Source organism: Streptococcus oralis (genome assembly GCF_001983955.1).
GTDB classification, from domain to species: Bacteria; Bacillota; Bacilli; order Lactobacillales; family Streptococcaceae; genus Streptococcus; species Streptococcus jiangnanensis.
Genome location: NZ_CP019562.1, coordinates 1,386,844 through 1,407,025 on the forward strand (window position 1 = coordinate 1,386,844; position 20,182 = coordinate 1,407,025).

Consider the following 20,182-nt stretch of genomic DNA (forward strand, 5'->3'; position numbering starts at 1 on the left):
CTAGTCCTCAATTTCAATCGTTTCAATTACTACATCTTCAACTGGCTTGTCCATTGCACCAGTCTCAACAGCTGCAATGGCATCCAAGACTGCGAAAGATTCTGCGTCTACCAACTGCCCGAAAACAGTATGGCGGCGGTCAAGGTGAGGAGTCCCACCTTGTTCTGCATAAATCTCAGCGATAGGTTCAGGCCAGCCACCACGCGCAATCTCTTTCTTAGAGTATGGCAAATGTTGGTTTTGCACGATAAAGAACTGGCTACCATTGGTATTTGGACCCGCATTGGCCATAGAAAGGGCACCACGGATATTGTAGAGTTCTTCTGAAAATTCATCTTCAAAAGAGTCGCCGTAGATTGACTCACCACCCATACCAGTACCAGTTGGGTCTCCACCTTGGATCATAAAGTCCTTGATAATTCGGTGGAAAATCACACCATCATAGTAACCGTCTTTTGACAGAGCAACAAAGTTAGCCACTGTTTTAGGAGCATGTTCAGGGAAAAGCTTGATACGCAAGTCTCCGTGATTTGTCTTAATGGTCGCAAGAGGACCTTCTACTGTTTCAATTTCTACTTGTGGGAAATGCAATTCTTTTTCTACCATACCAAATCCTTCTAAGGCATCAAAAATGCCATCTTCTTCTACTGTTTTTGTAATATAATCTGCTTTTTCTTTGATTTTTTCATGGGAAACTCCCATGGCAATACTGATTCCAGCATAATCAAAGAGTTCCAAGTCATTGAGCCCATCTCCAAAGACCATGACATTCTCTGGTTTCAAGCCTAGATGTTCTACCACCTTGGCTACGCCTGTGGCTTTTGAACCTGAAATCGGCACGATATCTGATGAATGTTCATGCCAACGCACCATGCGAAGTTTACCTGAGAGACTATCTGGTAGGTGCAAATCATCCCCTTTATCCTCAAAGGTCCACATCTGGTAAATATCTGCTTTTTCATGGAAGTTAGGATCCACATCTAAGTTTGGATAAATCGGGTCAATCGCCTCACTGATCAGTTCTGTTCGAGTAGAAAGTTTGGCGTCATGGCTACCAACCAAGCCGTACTCAATTCTCTCTTCCTTTGTCCAAGAAATGTACTCCTCAACATCTGACTTGTCAATCTGATGTTGATAAACCACCTTCCCTTTTTTGTCTTCTATATAAGCCCCATTTAGGGTTACAAAAAAGTCCGGCTTGAGCTCACGAATCTCTGGAACGACACCGAAAATACCACGACCAGAGGCAATTCCTGTTAAAATTCCTTTTTCACGTAACTGTTTAAAGACAGTGGGAATTGTAGCTGGAATAAAACCTGTCTTTGACGTACGCAAGGTATCATCAATATCAAAAAAGACGATTTTAATCTTCTTTGCCTTGTATTTTAATTTCGCATCCATCTCTCTACCTCTTTTCCATCACTCTTTCCATTATACCATAAAGCTGATGAAATTCCTTTTTTGGAAAAAGATGAAAATCCTATCAAAAAGAGGGCCAGAAAAACTAGCCCTCCCTTTTCATTCTAGAACATCTCTAGAGCAATCATGGTAATCATCGTTGCATCATAGTAGTTGTCCAAAGGTAAATCTTGTGTGAAAATGTATTTATTTTGCTGAAGAAGTTTCAGATAGCCTTCTCCCTTGTCAGACGCGTAGGTAATCGGTGCCAAGAAACTACCTGCCTGGTATTGATTGAGGGCCGTTCCGTTCAAGTCATAACCAGCATAAATGCGTTGCTCTTTCATAAAGAAATCCATCATCTTTTGAACGAGTTTTTGGCTTCTTTCATCCTGGCTCTGTGACAAGTGATAAGGCAAACGACAAGCGTTATAAGAATACGCTCCATCGTATTGAGATTCGATAGTATTGGCATCAACAAGATGTGCCCCTGACTTCTCAGCCCAGATAAAGTCTGGCAAGAGACCCGTATCAGAATGAGAACTGATTTGCTCTAGTTGGCCAAGCATCTTATCCTTAACATCTAACCACTGTTTATTTCCAGTCAGGTCATAGAAAGATTGGAAATAGTGAGGTAAGGTGTCAGAAGTCCGCATCAAGTAATAATAATCGGAATCCTTGTTCGCCCAGTTCCCTACTGTTAGGACACCTGTCTCTTCATTATAATTGTATTTAAGGATATCATCCAATATTTTTTTAGCTTGCGCTTGGTATTCCTGTGCTTTATCAGGCCACTGCTTGGCAGCTTCAATCAAAGAATAAGCGATGTAGAGATCCCCATCAGTTGCGTTCTGCTTCTCAACCGTTTCACTACCATTTGTGATCACTTGCTTCCAAGACATCAACTGCGTTCCCTCAATACGATGATTTTGATAATAGCGATAAAGGTTATCAAAATCTGCTTGACTTGCTTGCCCTTTTTGGGCTGCTAAAACCGTTATGAGCATGCCGTAACTTTGGGCCTCTGATAGAACCGTTGTTTCCTCAGAATCATCCGTCGTACGAACATAAGACTGATCGCCTTTTGTAACAAGGAACTGTTGGCTCCATTGGCTGTAAATTCGATTACGCATTTCGATTTTAGTCCTTCCTCTTGCTAAAAACAAGGCTAAACAAAAGATAGAAAGGATGAGCACAAACCAGACATATTTTAATTTATTCGTTTTCATAGAACCTCCTATCCTGCAAATCGCTTGGTTTTAACCCACTTGGTTTCTTTTCTTCGGAGTACCTTGTCTAGAACGATTGAAGAAATGGAATCAATGGAAACAACGATAAACATCTGTGCATAAGTGAAATAGGCAGCCAAGGCCAACCAGATTTGCTTTGTAGTAGCTTGTCCAAATTGACTTGCCAATGCTGTCATAATTTGCATCAGATAAAGACCAATCATGAGAATCCAGTTGAAGAGCATGAGCTGGGCGATGTAGATATTGTCCGCATCAAAAGCAAATGGAACCCTGACATCTGGGAAGAAAAGATTAAGACAGATCGCTAGCACATTCGCTAGGAAAATCAAATCCGATAGGACAATGGCAAAGTTAAACCAAAAGAAAACACATGAATAGTTAAAGACTTCTAGTTTAACGCGCCAGTTTGCTCTGCCAAATAGATGCTTAAAGTTTGAGAGAACAACTTCGTAATTTCCTTTTGCCCAGCGTTTCCGTTGCATATAGTAACTCTTTAAGGTCTCAGGTTCTTGTTGGAAAGCCTCTGAATTATAGGCAAGGGCAATCAATTTACCACTCTGCATGATTTTGAAGGAAATATCGGTATCCTCAGTTAAGGCACCATTTTTCCAACCCCCGATGCTCTTTACAAAGTCGGTTTGAATGATAAAGTTGGTTCCTGGAATACGCCCAATTTTAAAGAGATGCCACATTCCAACGTGGTGCACGCGCTGAGTAACAACGATTTCCTGGTTGATACAACGAGTCAAGAAATTTTGATTGGCATTTCGAGTCTTGTTGCGACCAAAAGATGCCACATGACGTTCTGGATCCTTCATCACTTCTTTGACAAGGAAATAAAGGGCATTTTTTTCAGGCATGGCATCCGCATCATAAACACAGATGTATTCACCTGTTGCCATCTCCAAAGCATCATTTAGAACGCCCGCTTTTCCTCCCGTACCAGTACGGTCGATAATGGTTAGATTTCTTCCTGCATATTCAGGCATGGCTTGTACAGACAAACATTCTGCATAGGTGTTATCCGAACAGTTATCCGCAAATAAGAGCAACTCCACACGGTCGTGAGGATAGTTCATATCCAAGATAGCTTTTGCCGTCTGCGCAATAACTACATCCTCATTATGTGCAGGAACAACAATGGTGACCTTAGGATAATAAGGTAGCGGCGAAGTGTCTACACGAAAATCACTGTGTTTAAACCAAAAGTGTACTGCCGAAAAGAGAATTACCAAGCCCCATGCTAGAGAAATCCAAATTGTAAGCAAGGTAAAAATCATTAACATTTGACTAATCATGATTCACCGCCTTAAAATTTTTGTTTACTCGGTGGTAAAGAATATTGTATGCAATAAATAGTATGATAAAACAAATGCCAAAGACGAGACTGAGTCCCAAAGCAATACCAAAAAATAGTTCGGTTAAAGTCATGTTTCCCTCCTAATATTCTACAATTACATCTGTCTCTAGTTGACGTTTGAGATGACTGGCGACATCCGCGTAGTCTTGGTATTTATCTTTATTATCAGAATTAATCACCAAATAGCCTGTTTGAAACTGAATTCCTTGATTGCCATCTTCTCCGTGAAAAACTAAACTGCTCAGTTTCTCCTGCAAACCATTCAAATAAAGTTTCTTCAAAGAATGTTGGTTAGTACTCGATAGAACGAGAAAATTACCATCCGAAACGTAATAGAGCTTATCATTGTAACTCAATTCCTGAGCAATTTCCTCTTGAATACGACTGAGCATCTGGTTATGTTCTTTTGGTTTAATCTGGAAGAACAAATCTTCATGTGCCCAATGAATCAATAGAGATTGAACCGTAAAATCACTTTGTTCAGCGACCATAGCTTGGTAATCTGCTCGAGCTGCGTCTTCCTGTTCTTGGACCTTTGAGGCCACCTTGAAGAAATAATAACGAACCTTAAGTAGAATCCCAATCAAAAGAGGAAAACTGATTAATAAGAAGATCAGTTGCATGATTGGGATGTAAACCACACCCGCAACCAAAACGATAAGTCCAAAACCAAATGCTAAGATAAGAGTCCAAGTAAGCAAAAGGTCAGATAATACCAACACGGCAAACAAGGCTAAAGCCAAAAACAAGATTTGTTCTAAAATGATTGCTCGAGCATACAAAAAACAAAGCACCAAAAGAATGACCTCACAAGCAAGCAAAGCCATAAGCCAGTTTTTAAATTGACTCCAATTTTTCATTTTATCTTATTTCCCCCCTTTGAATTCAGATACAGAAGTCGCTGCCCCAAAGAACTGTTGAATGGATTGTACGATTCGTTCAGAGGCTCTTCCATCTCCATAAGGATTTGGTGCCTGAGACATTTGTCTATAAAGAGTTTCATCTGTTAAGAGTGCTGCCATCGCTTCTTTCACACGTACTGGATCCGTACCAACTAGCTTCAACGTACCTGCTCTTACTCCTTCTGGACGTTCCGTCGTGTCACGAAGGACAAGGACAGGTTTGCCGAGAGAAGGCGCCTCTTCTTGAACACCTCCAGAGTCAGTCATGATAAAATAGCTTCTTGAAGCCAAATTATGAAAATCAAGTACATCTAAAGGCTCGATCAAGTGAATACGATCGTGACCAGATAAGATATCTTTTGCTGCTTCTTGCACAGCAGGGCTAAGGTGAACAGGATAAACAACTTCAATTTCCTGATGAAGATCGACCATCTCACGTAAAGCTGCAAAGACATTTCTCATTGGTTGACCTTGATTCTCACGACGATGCATGGTTACCAATACAAGTTTCTTATCTGGATCCAATTGATCTAGAACTTCATGATAGTAATCCGATTGAACGGTTAGTTTCAAGGCATCAATGGCTGTATTTCCCGTAATGACAATAGCAGACTCAGGATGATTTTCCTTGAGGAGATTTTCTTTACTCTCACTAGTTGGAGCAAAATAAAGATCCGCTAAGTTATCAGTCATCTGACGATTCATTTCTTCTGGGAAAGGAGAATACTTATCAAAGGTCCTTAGACCAGCTTCAACGTGGCCGATACGTACCTGATTATAGAAAGCAACTAAACTTGCTGCAAAAGTTGTTGTTGTATCTCCATGAACAAGAATTATATCTGGAAGTTCTTGCTTAACAACTGGATCAAACTTTTCTAAAATTTTTCCAGTAATATCTAAGAGGGATTGATTTTTCCCCATAATATCCAGATCATAATGTGGCTCGATGCTAAAAGTTTCAAGAACTTGATCTAGCATTTGGCGATGCTGAGCTGTCACAACTGTGATCGTCTCAATGCTGTCACTATGTTTTTGCAATTCTAACACTAAAGGGGCCATTTTAATAGCTTCTGGTCGTGTTCCAAAAACAACCATCACTTTCAGTTTCTTCATTACGCTATCCTTCTACTATAATAAAATTTGATAAATCATATTAATTTGTATATCGAATAGTTCCAATTTCAATTAATTTGACTTTCATAATTATTTTACCGTCAATTTATTTATATGTCAAATTTTTTCCAAATTATATTATTTCATTTCATTTAATTTTAACATTCTGTAACTTTTTTTGTAATGATATCGTTTACAACTAAAAATAGCCCATTTCCCGATATATTTCAGATTTTTTTCAGAAAATACGACAATACACAAACTATTATTTATATGTCTTGTTGTATATTTATATTTGTATTGATATTTCAAACAATTATATTCTACCACTTTGAGGAATAAATCAAACAATTTCAAACAAAAAATCCCTTTTCCGAATGAAAAAGAGACTGTGATTGTTTACTATATTTAAAATTTAAATCTTATAAAATCTGTCTTAAAACAAATTTTTCGACAGATACAAGACCAATTCTCCGATATCTTCATACACCGCATTCATGGCCGGTTGATGGTTCTGATACCAAACACCCGTCCCATCTGGAATATAGCCTCGTTTGATGTACAATCTCTGGGCAGGTCCATACCCTGAATGGAGCCCAACACCAAGGGTCACCTTATCCGATATGAGCCTAACTCGTTTTTCTGCTTCTTCCAGCAAGAGATTTCCAATACCTTGATTTTGAAAAGGTTCAAAGACATTGAAATCTGAGAGTTCTGGATAGATTTCTGCAAAAGGCCCCTGCTTAGCGCAGGGCAAAATTGTGATATAACCCGCTAAAGCACCCTCAACCTCTGCAACTAAGACTTCTCTCTCCCCACATTCTTGTTCCTTAAAGTATCGAGTTAAAATCTCCTCTCTACTTGACCAACCTTGGCTGATAAATCCTCGAGATAGATCTTGTATGTCAGATTCTTGCATTTTTCTAATTGAACATATCGTCTTCATAAGTTGCTCCTTTATAGCTTTCTCCTACCATTATAGCACGATAATAAAGATTAAAAGAAAAACCTAGTAAGATAAAAGGATCTTACTAGATCAACAGGGAATCCTTTCTAACAAAGTCCCATAAAAATCTGAAAAAGAGGTCCCCCGGACCTCAACTCGCTCTCTCATTTCCATGCTCGTGAAAAAAAGACCCGTATGGGTCTTAATTCGCTTTCTTATTTCCGAGCTCATGAAAAAGAGGTCCACCCGGACCTCTTTTTTAATCTTCGTTTACGAAAGGCATCAAAGCCATTACGCGAGCGCGTTTGATAGCTGTTGTTACTTTACGTTGGTTTTTAGCTGAAGTTCCTGTTACACGACGAGGAAGGATTTTCCCACGTTCTGAAACGAAACGGCTAAGAAGCTCAGTATCTTTGTAATCAACATATTCAATTTTGTTTGCTGCGATGTAATCAACTTTTTTACGGCGTTTGAATCCGCCACGACGTTGTTGAGCCATGTTTTTTCTCCTTTATAGTATTAATTGTCCATTAGAATGGTAAATCATCATCTGAAATGTCCAATGGATTGGTTGCTCCAAATGGATTTTCAGAACGTGAAAAGTCTGGTACTGGGTTTGCAGGTGCTGATTGGCCAGCAGTTGGTGCAGAATAAGCTCCACCTGAATGTCCTTCACGCACTCCGCGGCTTTCCAACATTTGGAAATTCTCAGCCACGACTTCTGTTACGTAGACACGTTGTCCTTGCTGGTTATCGTAACTACGAGTCTGGATACGGCCTGTGATCCCGATAAGAGAGCCTTTCTTAGCCCAGTTAGCAAGATTTTCAGCCTGTTGGCGCCACATAACGACATTGATAAAATCAGCCTCACGTTCGCCATTTTGACTCTTAAATGTACGGTTTACTGCAAGAGTAAAAGTCGCAACTGCTACATTTGATGGGGTATAACGTAACTCAGCGTCACGTGTCATACGCCCTACAAGTACAACATTGTTAATCATAATTTACCTTCTTACGCGTCAAGTTTGACGATCATGTGACGAAGAATGTCAGTGTTGATTTTTGAAAGACGGTCAAACTCTTTAAGAGCTGCGTCGTCGTTTGCTTCAACGTTAACGATGTGGTAAAGTCCTTCACGGAAATCTTGGATTTCGTATGCAAGACGACGTTTTTCCCATGATTTTGATTCAACAACAGTTGCACCGTTGTCAGTCAAGATAGAGTCAAAACGTGCTACCAAAGCGTTTTTCGCTTCTTCTTCAATGTTTGGACGAATGATATAAAGAATTTCGTATTTAGCCATTGATATGTTCCTCCTTTTGGTCTAATGACCCCAAGACTTTGCAAGGGGTAAGTGAGGTTTGCTCACAATTAATTATTATACTAGAAAAACTGATAGATAGCAAGATAAAAGTGAAAAAAGAAGATGAAAATATCTTCTTTTTACTAGTTTATGGTTTGATACGGTGCAACATACGTGGGAATGGAATAGCTTCACGGATGTGTTTTGTACCTGCTGCGAAGGTTACCATACGTTCAATACCGATACCAAATCCACCATGTGGTACTGTACCGTATTTACGAAGGTCAAGGTAAAATTCGTATTCTGTACGATCCATGCCCAGTTCTTCCATTTTAGCGACAAGGGCATCGTAGTCTTCCTCACGCATAGAACCACCGATGATTTCTCCGTAACCTTCTGGTGCAAGCAAGTCTGCACAAAGTACGCGCTCTGGATTTCCAGGAACTGGTTTCATGTAGAAGGCCTTGATAGCTGCTGGGTAGTTCATGACAAATGTTGGCACACCAAAGTGGTTTGAAATCCATGTTTCGTGTGGTGAACCAAAGTCATCGCCATGTTCCAAATGCTCGTAGTCAGCATCTTCATCATTTTCATGCTCTTGCAAGAGATCAATGGCTTGATCGTAAGTGATGCGTTTGAATGGCTCTGCAATGTAGCGTTTCAAGAGCTCTGTATCACGTTCCAAGGTTTCCAAGGCTTGAGGCGCACGATCCAAAACGCCTTGAAGAAGAGCTTTAACATAAGCTTCTTGCAAGTCAAGTGACTCATCGTGTGTCAAGTAGGAGTACTCCGCATCCATCATCCAGAACTCAGTCAAGTGACGGCGTGTTTTTGATTTTTCAGCACGGAATACTGGACCAAAGTCAAAGACGCGACCAAGGGCCATAGCACCAGCTTCAAGGTAAAGCTGACCAGATTGACTCAAGTAGGCTGGTGTTCCAAAGTAGTCTGTTTCGAAAAGTTCTGTAGAATCTTCTGCCGCATTTCCTGAAAGAATTGGGCTATCAAACTTCATGAAGCCATTTTTATCAAAGAACTCATAAGTTGCATAGATGATAGCATTACGGATTCGCATCACAGCCACTTGCTTACGAGAACGGAGCCACAAGTGACGGTTGTCCATCAAAAAGTCTGTTCCGTGTTCTTTTGGTGTGATTGGGTAGTCTTGAGATTCACCGATCACTTCGATGTCTGTAATATCCAACTCATAGCCAAACTTAGAACGTTCGTCTTCTTTGACAATTCCTGTCACATAAACTGAAGTCTCTTGGCTCAATCGTTTGATGACATCAAACTTCTCAAGTCCCACTTCTTCACCAAATTTTTCAATAAAGTTTGGTTTAAAGGCTACACCTTGGAAGAAGGCTGTTCCATCACGCAATTGCAAGAAGGCAATTTTCCCTTTTCCTGATTTATTGGCAACCCAGGCTCCGATGGTCACTTCTTGACCAACGTAGTCTTTTACATCAATAATTGTTACACGTTTTGTCATAATCTATCTTCCTTTTTTCGTTTAACTTGTCCGAAGACATCATTACCCACTATTTTACCATAAATAGACTGTGATAGCTAGGTTCTACTAGAGAAAAATCGCGAGATTTTCGTTACAAAAAATCTTCGCTAAAAAGGCGAAGATTCTAAGTTTTATTTTTCCATAAATTGATGCAAACGACGAATAGCTTCTTTTAATGTATCCAAGTCTGTGGCATAGCTGAGACGAACATTTTCTGGTGCTCCAAATCCAGCTCCTGTAATCAAGGCCAGTCCGACTTCTTCGAGAATAGCCGTTGCAAACTCTGTCACATCTGTATAACCCTTCATTTCCATCGCTTTTTTAACATTTGGGAAGAGATAGAAGGCTCCTTGGGGCTTGACAACTTCAAAACCTGGGACTTGGCACAAGAGTGGATAAATGGTATTCAAACGTTCTTCAAAGGCTTGGCGCATGGTTTCAACAGAGTCTTGCGGTCCAGTTAGGGCTTCAATGGTAGCATATTGAGATACTGCTGTCAGATTTGAAGTCGTTTGTCCTGTTAATTTGCTCATGGCAGCGATAATTTCAGGATTTCCCACAGCATAACCTACCCGCCAACCAGTCATGGCATAAGCCTTAGATACTCCGTTGATAACGATGGTTTGCTTGCGAATGGCTTCTGACAGACTAGAGATTGGAACAAATTCATTTCCGTTATAGACCAGACGTCCGTAGATATCATCTGCTAGGATGAGGACATCATGTTCAACAGCCCAATTTCCGATAGCCATCAATTCCTCACGAGTGTAAATCATACCGGTCGGATTCGATGGTGAATTGAGAACCAAGACCTTGGTCTTATCTGTTCGGGCCGCTTCTAGCTGCTCGACTGTTACTTTAAAGTGATTGTCTTCCTTAGCCTGGACAAAGACTGGCACACCTTCTGCCATCTTGACCTGGTCTCCATAGCTGACCCAGTATGGTGTAGGAATGATGACCTCATCACCTGGATTGACCACAGCCATAAAGAAGGTGTAGAGAGAGAACTTAGCACCAGTGGCAAAGGTAATCTCGTTAGCCGCTACGGAATACCCGTAGTAGCGTTCAAAATAGGTATTAACCGCAGCCTTTAAGTCTGGCAGACCTGAAGCAACTGTATAAAAGGAAGCTCGTCCATCTCGAATCGCTTCTACCGCTGCATCCTGAATGTTTTCAGGAGTATGAAAATCAGGCTGTCCCAAGGTTAAGAAAAGAACATCCTTTCCCTGAGCTTTTAATGCTTTGGCTCTTGCATCACTAGCTAGAGTGACACTTTCTTCCATTTCTAGTACACGTTTGGATAGTTTCATATGCCCTCCTTATTGGATCACTGCTCCTGTTTCAAAATCTATCAGATAGTAGTGGTTTCCTGACTTAACTTCCCAAATCGGCTTGTCCTGATAGCGACCAAAAGTGACTTTGTCAATGTCACTAGCACCTTTTTCCCTCGAAATCGTCGCTGCCTTGTCTTGAGAAATCCCCTTATCTAGCTGATAAACGTAAATCTTGTGGTCATTCTTTTCAATCAGTACGGCAATGGCCTCTTGCTTTTTATTATGCCCCAGAAGGCTGTAATAAGCTTCCGAACCATTAAAAAAATCAACCTGATCTGCCTTTTCCAATTCTGCATACTGCTTGGCCAGTTTTTCTCCTTCAACACTAGCATCTTGATAGGGTTTCATGCTAAGCGAAATCAGGTAAAGAAAGGATCCAGTCAGCACTAGTATCACCAGAGAAATGCCGATTCCGTATTGTATAAGTAGCTTGTTTTTTGCTTTTTTCTGTCTTAGTTTCACTCGTCTATTTTACCATCTATCCTCCTGTATTACAAGTGAAGACAGGAACATTCTGAGATTCTTTTCCTATAAAATATAAGTTCTTGTTTTTCTCTCTCATTATTGATAAAATAACCTTATGAAACAATATTTGAAAGAGAAAATTTCCGATAATCAACTAGACTTAAAAACGGCTATCGTCCTCAATAAAGCCATACGGACTTTTAAACCATATGAAGCTAAGGCTGCTAAAGAACACGGGCTAACACCCACCCAATTTTCAGTTTTGGAAACCCTCTATAGCAAGGGGGAACTACGCATTCAGGATTTGATTGAAAAAATGTTGGCCACTTCTGGAAACATGACTGTTGTCATTCGAAATATGGTTCGAGATGGATGGATTTCTAGAACTTGCGACCCCAAGGATCGTCGATCCTTTTTCCTGAAATTAACACCTGCAGGACGCAGAAAAATCGAAGAGGTTCTTCCTGACCATATCGATTCTATCTTAGAAGCACTCAGCATCTTGGAAGATGGCGAAAAGGAAGACTTAATCCGCATTTTAAAAAAATTTAAAAATTTGTGAGCAAAATTATTGCTAATTAGTATCATTTGTTGTAACATAGATGGTAACAAAAGAGTTCGCTCTTTGAATTTTAAACTAAAGGAGACACATCATGTCTAAAAAAGTATTATTTATCGTCGGTTCACTACGCCAAGGTTCTTTCAACAACCAAATGGCCCTCGAAGCTGAAAAAGTACTTGCTGGAAAAGCAGAAGTTAGCTATCTTGATTACTCAGCTGTTCCTCTCTTCAGCCAAGATTTGGAAGTTCCAACTCATCCAGCTGTAGCTGCTGCTCGTGAAGCAGTCCTTGCTGCGGATGCTATCTGGATCTTCTCTCCAGTCTACAACTTCTCTATCCCTGGAACAGTGAAAAACTTGCTTGACTGGCTCTCTCGTGCCCTTGACTTGTCTGATACACGTGGCGCTTCTGCTCTCCAAGACAAGTTTGTTACTGTCTCATCTGTAGCCAATGCCGGTCACGATCAACTCTTTGCTATTTATAAAGACCTCTTGCCATTTATCCGTACACAAGTCGTTGGTGACTTTACAGCCGCTCGTGTCAATGACTCTGCTTGGGCAGACGGAAAATTGGTGTTAGAAGAAGCAACTGCTTCATCACTTGCAAAACAAGCTGACGACCTTCTTGCAGCCATCAACTAATACAGCAAAAACCAGCTCGAATGAGCTGGTTTTATGCTTGTTTCACAAAGACGAGTTCTAAGTCACTGGATAAATCAGGTTGGTAGTCAAAACCTGCAAAACTGAGCTGGCGAGCTTGTTCGACTGTTTGGACTTGCCCCTCTATCAAGGCGGTCAAAAAGGCGCCACGGGCTTTTTTTGAAATAGTTGAGTGGATTTTCAACTGACCTGCCTTATCCTCCATAAATTTGAAGGTCACCATCTTTTCTCTAATTTCCTTAGAAAATACGGTTTCAAACTCTGATGATAGGAGTGAGAATATCAAGTTCTCATCCCGTAGGGCCTCATCGTAGGCTGACTTCCAATGACTCTTTAAAGTCTTACCAGCAACTTTTAACTTCATCAAGAAGTCCAAACGGTGAGGAGCCATGGGCGACAAGGCGGGGACAACACCGTATAAAGCCGAGGTAATTAGGACATGATTTTCAAGATAGGTTTGTTCAGCCTTGGTTAACTCATCTCGTTTGATATGGCGGTACATGAGACCATCGAAAAGTTTCAAGGCTGGATAATGTTTAGCCCTGTGATCTTTTAAAACTTGAATATGGCCGTACTCTTCTTCTGCTTTCTCGACAGATACCTTATAAAAAGTCTCTAATTCACTAGCTGAATAATTCGCCAGTGAGTCAAGGACTGCCTGACTTTCTTCACTCAACGGGAGCGCTTCGATACAAGGATGGTCTGTGTTCATTTCTTTTGCTGTTGGGATTAAAATTTTCATATTGTTAGTGTAGCATATTTTTCAATCACGACCAAGAATTTCATCTTAAAAACCTCGGTTCATACCGAGGTTTCTCTGTTTATTTTGGCCATCCTAACCAGATAGCCACGAGAACAAGGGTTGTGCCAGCTAAGCTTGTTAAGATAGATAAGAATTTATCTTTTTTCTCCTTGAACTGAGAAAACCTATTTTTATACTCAATGAAAATCAAAGAGCAAACTAGGAAGCTAGCCGCAGGCAGTACTTGAGTACGGCAAGGCGACGCTGACGTAGTTTGAATTTGATTTTCTAAGAGTATTATTGTACTTTAAAGGTCTTGAGATAATTATCTTTTCCAACTTGACCTTCGAAGGTTTGGCCATTTTCGAGGTAAGGAAGGTCGTCTGACACTGAAGCCTTGACCTTATAAATCTTGCCATCAACTTTAAAGAAATAGACGGTATCACCCTTGATGACAGCTGATTTAAGGTCTGAGACGATACCCTTGATGTTTTCTACCGTTTCATTATCCAACTCGAGGTCATTTTTATTGGCATACTTGCTGAGGAGTTCATCTACCGTAGTTGCTACGATGACGTTTTGGTACTCCACGGCATCGACCAATGCATACTCCTTGACCAAGCCTGCGTTATCTTTCAAGCCCATGATATAAAGAGGCCTGTCATTGAGATTAACAAGGATAGGGAAGGTAGCCTTGTAGGCCTTCTCTTGCACTGCTCCTTCTGCGGAAGCACGGGCTGATTCTTCGGTTGCTGAAGCTAGATTGTACTTGGTGATTTCACCAGTGCGCATATTTTCAAGGATAAATCCTAGATTACTTTCATCAGCATTTGCTGAAGTCACCCCTGTGTAGAGATAAATATCATTTCCGATAGAAAGATAGTTATAGCCCTCTGTCGTTTGGGTGACGTTTTTCTTAGAAATCAAGGCATTCCAGAAGCCGTCTTTATACTTACCGTTGTAGTTGATTTGCTCAATGGTTTCTTCTGCTGGATAGACACGATCCACCCATTCTGGTACTTCATCCAAGCTGTATTCCTTGGTTTCTCCATTGGTGGCGTCTAAGATAATAACAGACGAAGGGCGAGGGACTCCTAGACCAAACTGCTTTTGATAAACAGTTGCTACATAGAAAGGATTGCCTGCATCATCCACCTCAAAGGATGGCGTTTTAAAAATCTTGGTCGGATACTTGATCCGAAGATGACGTTTGACATCGCGGTTAAAATACTCAGAGTCTGAATACTTCATTGGCGTTTTTAAATCCACCAATTCCGCATTTCCTGTCACCATATCAACCTTGATATACTCGCCAATTCCCTTGGACTGATTATTAAACCATTTGATCGGGTCGGCATACTCCAAAGGAGTCACTCGATAAGGTTTGCCATCAACCGTCAGCTGGGTATAGGTATCTGCTGCCACGTACTGGGAGACCTTATCCGTCAGAGATCCTAGATAACGGTCTCCAATCTTTTCTGCAGTGCTCCGATCTAGGATTGGAACCTTACTGGTATCACTCTTAGGAAAATCTTTAAAGTCTTTTTCTGTAATGGATACCACATTAGCATAATTTTTTGCTTGGAAAAAGCTAGAGGTTACTAGGCTTACCAGACCAGCAAGGGCAAAAATGATACCTGCAGTCAGAAACAATCCTCTACTAAGTTTGGTAAAAAGGAATCCTTCTAGATTGAGATCTTTGGTAGCCTTGCCATGGCGTAGGTGAACAGTTTTGAGGAGATTGGTATCCTTGCGGAAACTAAACAAAATCCCCATCACCACCAAATGCCCACAGAGAAAGAAGATGAATTCCCAGCTAGTCAGATTGAAGGGTGGTAAAAAAATATACCATGTCGTTGCGATAAAAACAAGTTCAAAAAGTATACGTTTCATCTGAGTTTCTCCTAAATAATCCGTCCTTCCAAATGATCCAGTTCATGCTGGCAGATCTGAGCTGGAAAACCTGTTAGCGTAATGGTCTGTTCCTGCCACTTGCTATCACGATAGGAAACTGTAATCGTTTCATAACGAGTTGTTGGTCGCACCCCAGTCAAGGACAAACACCCTTCCTCTGTCTCGTAAGGTCCTTTATAGGAAAGGAGAACGGGATTAAACATGACCATGGGAACCAAGCCAAGATTAAAGATAATGACACGCTTCTGCACGCCAATCATATTGGCCGCTAGACCGACACAGGTCTCGCGATTGGCCAGCAGGGTATCCTGCAAATCCTTAGCCAAATAAAGGTCTTCCTGACTTGCAGCTTTCGAGACCTGCGACAAGAATAAGACATCTCGGACAATTTTCTTTTCCATTCTCTTTCACTCCTTGCTATTTTACTTTATTATAGCACAAAAGAGGATAACTTCTAACCATTCTCCTCAAATGCAAAAAAAGCCATCCGAAGATGACTTTCTTTTTAAATCGCATTCTTATCAAGACCAAGTTTACGTTGAACAAACTTGACGATTTCAACGATAAGTATCATTGAGAAGCTTCCAGCTAGAACAATACCCCATTGCGATAAGTCTAGTTTGGTTACGTGGAAGATACCTTCAAGCGGTTCTACAACGATTGTTGCCATCAAGAGGATGAAGGATACCAAGATTGACCAGTTGAAGGTCTTAGACTTGAACGGTCCGACTGTCAAGATAGATTGGTAAACAGACTTGACATTATAGGCATGGAAGAGCTGGATCAAACCAAGTGTTGCAAAGGCCATAGTGAGGGCATCTGCGTGAATGGCGTGATTGTCTCCTACATGGACCGGATAGGCAAGAGCAAGACCATAAACAGTCAAGACGAGAGCCCCTTGGAGTACACCTTGATAGATAATAGAACTCATGACCCCACCTGAGAAGAAGCTTGATTTGCGTCCACGTGGTTTGTGGGTCATAACACCTGGCTCAGCTGGTTCAACACCAAGAGCGATAGCTGGGAAGGTATCGGTTACCAAGTTGATCCACAAGAGATGAACTGGCTGCAAGACATCCCAACCAAACAAGGTTGATAGGAAGATGGTTAATACTTCAGCCGTATTGGCAGAAAGTAGGTACTGAATGGTCTTTTGAATGTTTGAGAAGACCTTACGTCCTTCTTCAACTGCGACGATGATGGTCGCAAAGTTATCATCTGCAAGAATCATGTCAGAAGCTCCCTTAGAAACCTCTGTACCAGTGATTCCCATACCGATACCGATGTCGGCTGTTTTCAGAGCTGGAGCGTCATTAACACCGTCACCTGTCATAGCAACGACCTTACCTTGGTTTTGCCAAGCTTTCACGATACGAACCTTGTGTTCTGGAGATACACGCGCATAAACAGAGTATTGACCAACGACTTTTTCAAATTCTTCATCAGAAAGTTCGTTAAGCTCAGCACCAGTCAAAACATGGTCTTCCGAGTCATTTTCGTCGATAATTCCCAAACGTTTGGCAATGGCTTCTGCTGTGTCTTGGTGGTCACCAGTGATCATGATTGGACGGATTCCCGCTTCCTTGGCCACACGAACAGCTTCTGCAGCTTCGGCACGTTCAGGGTCAATCATCCCAATCAAACCAGTAAAGATCAAGTTGTTTTCAAGATCTTCAGAAGTCAAGTTCTCTGGAATGCTATCAATAATCTTATAAGCACCTGCAAGGACACGCAAGGCTTGGTGAGCCATTTCAGAGTTGTTTGTATGGATTAATTCAGTAACTTTCTCATCAATCGGAGCAACATCTCCTGCTTTATCACGAGCAACACAACGTTTCAAAAGTTGATCTGGAGCCCCTTTGACTGCCACGAGGAATTTACCATCTGGCAATGGATGAACCGTTGACATGAGTTTACGATCTGAGTCAAACGGCAATTCAGCTACACGAGGATATTTCTCTAAGAACCCTTTAACATCGTAGCCCTTGTCCAAGGCATACTGGATGAAGGCTGTTTCCGTTGGATCCCCGATCAAGTTTCCTTCAGCATCAATCTTAGTATCGTTGGCCAAGACAACTGAACGAAGTAGTGGCATGTCCAAGCCAAGTTCAATATCATCAGATGAGTCATGTAGGACTGCGTCATAGAAGACTTTCTCGACTGTCATCTTGTTCATGGTAAGTGTACCAGTCTTATCAGAAGCGATGATTTCTGTTGAACCAAGTGTTTCGACTGCTGGCAACTTACGAACGATAGAGTTTCGTTTGGCCAAAACTTGAGTACCAAGGGCAAGAACGATCGTCACGATAGCAGGAAGTCCTTCTGGAATGGCTGCAACAGCAAGCGCAACAGAGGTCATCAACTCACCAAGTGGATTTTTACCTTGAATGAAGACTCCAACTACAAAAGTAACAAGGGCAATAACCAAAATTGCATAGGTCAAGACCTTAGAAAGGTTGTTCAAGTTTTGTTTGAGTGGCGTATCTGTCTCATCAGCATCTTGGAGCATGCCAGCGATATGACCCACTTCAGTATACATACCTGTATTGACAACAACACCAAGACCACGACCGTAGGTCACGTTTGAGTTTTGGAAGGCCATATTGACACGGTCACCAATACCAGCATCTGCAGAGAGCTCAACGGTCAAGTCTTTTTCGACTGGAACAGACTCACCTGTTAGGGCTGCTTCTTCGATTTTAAGTGAATTAGCTTCTAGCAAACGTAGGTCTGCTGGTACGACGTCACCTGCTTCAAGAGCAACGATATCACCTGGTACCAATTCTTTTGAGTCAATCTCAGCCATATGCCCATCACGAATAACGCGAGCAGCTGGACTAGACATAGACTTGAGGGCTTCGATGGCTTCTTCTGCTTTTCCTTCTTGGTAAACACCAAAGGCAGCGTTGATGATAACAACTGCTAGAATAATGATGGCATCTGCAATATCTTCCCCACCAGAAGTTATGACGGACAAGATGGCTGCAGCCACCAAAATAATAATCATCAAATCCTTAAATTGCTCGATAAACTTGACTAGGAGAGATTTTTTCTCACCCTCTTCCAGTTCATTGCGTCCATATTCAACTAGGCGTTTCTGTGCTTCGCTTGACGAAAGACCTTGCTCAGTTGCTTCAACCGACTTCAAGACCTCTTCAGGACTCTGAGTATAAAACGCTTGGCGTTTTTGTTCTTTTGACATGTGTCTCCTCCTTGACATTGTGTGCAAAACAAGTTCTCTTTTGGTTTTATGACAAACAAAAAGAGACCTGTTAATCATAACAAGTCTCGCTGTTTAAGATAGTGCCGGAAAACATACTTTTCAGTATACAATTCGGAATGACGACACTATCACAGGTTTCTGCCAGCTACTCCCTTGAGTAGTACTATTATATCAAAATTTGAAAAGTTTTCAAGGGTTAAAATCAGATGAAACAAGACTAAATTTGAATTTTCCCATGAAAACCAGTATAATGGTAGAATACTATATGCCTAGAAAGGAAGCCCGATGAATCAATCCATGTCAAATCTCAAATTGGCAGAACGTGGAGCCATTATCAGCATTTCGACTTACCTCCTCTTGTCTGCGGCAAAATTGGCAACTGGCCACCTCCTGCATTCCTCCAGTTTGGTGGCAGATGGTTTCAACAACGTATCCGATATTATCGGAAACGTTGCTCTCTTGATTGGGATTCGGATGGCCCGCCAACCTGCAGACCGTGACCATCGCTTTGGTCACTGGAAGATGGAAGATTTGGCTAGCTTGATTACTTCCATCATCATGTTCTATGTTGGTTTTGATGTGCTTCGGGACACCATTCAGAAAATCCTCAGTCGGGAACAAACACCCATTGATCCTCTGGGAGCGATTCTAGGAATCATTTCAGCAGCGATTATGTTTGTGGTCTATCTCTACAACACACGCCTCAGTAAGAAATCCAAATCCAAGGCTCTCAAGGCAGCTGCTAAGGACAATCTTTCCGATGCTGTCACCTCGCTTGGGACTTCCATTGCTATCCTAGCCAGCAGTTTCAATTACCCTATCGTGGATAAATTGGTCGCTATCATCATCACCTTCTTTATCTTAAAAACAGCCTATGATATCTTTATCGAGTCTTCCTTCAGTCTTTCAGATGGTTTTGATGACCGCCTGCTAGAGGACTACCAGAAGGCCATCATGGAGATTCCAAAGATTAGTAAGGTCAAGTCCCAAAGAGGGCGTACCTACGGTAGCAATATCTACCTTGATATCACCCTGGAAATGAATCCTGACTTATCAGTCTATGAGAGTCATGAGATTGCGGACCAGGTCGAATCCATGCTGGAAGAACGTTTTGGAGTCTTTGATACCGATGTCCATATTGAGCCAGCGCCTATCCCTGAGGATGAAGTTTTAGACAATGTCTATAAAAAATTGCTCATGCGTGAACAATTGATTGACCAAGGAAACCAACTGGAAGAACTATTAGCTGATGATTTTGTCTATATTCGTCAAGACGGAGAGCAGATGGATAAAGAGGCTTATCAAGCCGAAAAAGAACTTAGTGCTGCGATTAAGGACATTCAGATTACTTCCATTAGTCAGAAAACCAAGCTCATTTGCTATGAGCTAGATGGCATCGTCCATACCAGTATCTGGCGTCGCCATGAAACTTGGCAAAACATCTTCCACCAAGAAACTAAAAAAGAAGACAAACAATGACCCTATCCAGTGGATAGGGC

Annotated in this window: 20 protein-coding genes; 3 read left to right on the plus strand and 17 right to left on the minus strand. The window is 41.4% G+C overall.

Annotated elements, in window-relative coordinates; translation table 11 throughout:
• From BWR56_RS06715 to BWR56_RS06770, 12 genes are all read right to left on the minus strand, one after another.
• Nucleotides 1-1,401, minus strand: a complete 1,401-nt coding sequence (locus BWR56_RS06715; protein ID WP_000338987.1) for a bifunctional Cof-type HAD-IIB family hydrolase/peptidylprolyl isomerase — start codon at nt 1,399-1,401, stop codon at nt 1-3.
• A 122-nt stretch (nt 1,402-1,523) separates the two neighbouring features.
• Nucleotides 1,524-2,627: a family 8 glycosyl hydrolase gene (locus BWR56_RS06720; protein WP_076984701.1), complete on the minus strand. Its 1,104-nt coding sequence runs from the start codon at nt 2,625-2,627 to the stop codon at nt 1,524-1,526.
• 8 nt (nt 2,628-2,635) lie between these two features.
• A complete protein-coding gene (locus tag BWR56_RS06725; protein ID WP_000625493.1) occupies nt 2,636-3,946 on the minus strand; it encodes a glycosyltransferase family 2 protein in 1,311 nt (436 codons plus the stop codon).
• Nucleotides 3,947-4,088: 142 nt separating this feature from the next.
• Nucleotides 4,089-4,868 (minus strand): hypothetical protein, encoded by a 780-nt coding sequence (locus BWR56_RS06730; RefSeq protein WP_076984702.1) that lies wholly within the window; start codon nt 4,866-4,868, stop codon nt 4,089-4,091.
• A gap of 6 nt (nt 4,869-4,874) precedes the next feature.
• Nucleotides 4,875-6,023, minus strand: a complete 1,149-nt coding sequence (gene wecB / locus BWR56_RS06735) for a non-hydrolyzing UDP-N-acetylglucosamine 2-epimerase (RefSeq protein ID WP_076984703.1) — start codon at nt 6,021-6,023, stop codon at nt 4,875-4,877.
• Nucleotides 6,024-6,459: 436 nt separating this feature from the next.
• A complete protein-coding gene (locus BWR56_RS06740) occupies nt 6,460-6,969 on the minus strand; it encodes a GNAT family N-acetyltransferase (RefSeq protein WP_049505312.1) in 510 nt (169 codons plus the stop codon).
• 259 nt (nt 6,970-7,228) lie between these two features.
• Nucleotides 7,229-7,468, minus strand: coding sequence for a 30S ribosomal protein S18 (gene rpsR, locus BWR56_RS06745; protein WP_000068664.1), 240 nt, complete (start codon nt 7,466-7,468; stop codon nt 7,229-7,231).
• Between the two features lie 31 nt (nt 7,469-7,499).
• The gene (gene ssbA, locus BWR56_RS06750) at nt 7,500-7,970 is read right to left on the minus strand and encodes a single-stranded DNA-binding protein SsbA (protein WP_000609595.1); all 471 of its coding nucleotides are present in this window, start codon (nt 7,968-7,970) and stop codon (nt 7,500-7,502) included.
• 11 nt (nt 7,971-7,981) lie between these two features.
• Nucleotides 7,982-8,272 (minus strand): 30S ribosomal protein S6, encoded by a 291-nt coding sequence (rpsF, locus tag BWR56_RS06755; protein ID WP_049505311.1) that lies wholly within the window; start codon nt 8,270-8,272, stop codon nt 7,982-7,984.
• A gap of 148 nt (nt 8,273-8,420) precedes the next feature.
• Nucleotides 8,421-9,764 (minus strand): asparagine--tRNA ligase, encoded by a 1,344-nt coding sequence (gene asnS, locus BWR56_RS06760; protein ID WP_049505310.1) that lies wholly within the window; start codon nt 9,762-9,764, stop codon nt 8,421-8,423.
• Between the two features lie 152 nt (nt 9,765-9,916).
• A complete protein-coding gene (locus BWR56_RS06765; RefSeq protein ID WP_076984704.1) occupies nt 9,917-11,095 on the minus strand; it encodes a pyridoxal phosphate-dependent aminotransferase in 1,179 nt (392 codons plus the stop codon).
• A gap of 9 nt (nt 11,096-11,104) precedes the next feature.
• The gene (locus tag BWR56_RS06770) at nt 11,105-11,581 is read right to left on the minus strand and encodes a cell wall elongation regulator TseB-like domain-containing protein (RefSeq protein WP_076984705.1); all 477 of its coding nucleotides are present in this window, start codon (nt 11,579-11,581) and stop codon (nt 11,105-11,107) included.
• A 118-nt stretch (nt 11,582-11,699) separates the two neighbouring features.
• Here BWR56_RS06770 and BWR56_RS06775 point away from each other — a divergent pair, with 118 nt between their 5' ends.
• Together BWR56_RS06775 and BWR56_RS06780 are read left to right on the plus strand one after the other, a co-directional pair.
• Nucleotides 11,700-12,146 carry a MarR family winged helix-turn-helix transcriptional regulator gene (locus BWR56_RS06775; protein ID WP_081390680.1) on the plus strand — a complete coding sequence of 149 codons (447 nt, stop codon included), beginning with the start codon at nt 11,700-11,702 and terminating at the stop codon, nt 12,144-12,146.
• Between the two features lie 91 nt (nt 12,147-12,237).
• The gene (locus tag BWR56_RS06780; RefSeq protein WP_076984706.1) at nt 12,238-12,786 is read left to right on the plus strand and encodes an NADPH-dependent FMN reductase; all 549 of its coding nucleotides are present in this window, start codon (nt 12,238-12,240) and stop codon (nt 12,784-12,786) included.
• Nucleotides 12,787-12,817: 31 nt separating this feature from the next.
• Here BWR56_RS06780 and yaaA read toward each other — a convergent pair whose 3' ends face one another.
• The 5 genes from yaaA to BWR56_RS06800 form a co-directional block, all read right to left on the minus strand.
• Entirely contained in the window at nt 12,818-13,546 is a 729-nt protein-coding gene (gene yaaA / locus BWR56_RS06785; protein ID WP_076984707.1) for a peroxide stress protein YaaA, read from the minus strand.
• A gap of 79 nt (nt 13,547-13,625) precedes the next feature.
• Nucleotides 13,626-13,757, minus strand: coding sequence for a DUF3953 domain-containing protein (locus BWR56_RS09905; RefSeq protein WP_231071304.1), 132 nt, complete (start codon nt 13,755-13,757; stop codon nt 13,626-13,628).
• An 86-nt stretch (nt 13,758-13,843) separates the two neighbouring features.
• Nucleotides 13,844-15,439 (minus strand): hypothetical protein, encoded by a 1,596-nt coding sequence (locus BWR56_RS06790; RefSeq protein ID WP_061420548.1) that lies wholly within the window; start codon nt 15,437-15,439, stop codon nt 13,844-13,846.
• A gap of 11 nt (nt 15,440-15,450) precedes the next feature.
• Nucleotides 15,451-15,861, minus strand: coding sequence for a peptide deformylase (locus BWR56_RS06795; RefSeq protein ID WP_049505303.1), 411 nt, complete (start codon nt 15,859-15,861; stop codon nt 15,451-15,453).
• 104 nt (nt 15,862-15,965) lie between these two features.
• On the minus strand, nt 15,966-18,662 hold the full coding sequence (locus tag BWR56_RS06800; protein ID WP_049505302.1) for a cation-translocating P-type ATPase: 2,697 nt from the start codon (nt 18,660-18,662) through the stop codon (nt 15,966-15,968).
• A gap of 306 nt (nt 18,663-18,968) precedes the next feature.
• On the opposite strand from BWR56_RS06800, the gene mntE reads away from it, so the two are divergent.
• Nucleotides 18,969-20,162, plus strand: coding sequence for a CDF family manganese efflux transporter MntE (mntE, locus tag BWR56_RS06805; RefSeq protein ID WP_049505301.1), 1,194 nt, complete (start codon nt 18,969-18,971; stop codon nt 20,160-20,162).
• Nucleotides 20,163-20,182: the final 20 nt, after the last annotated feature.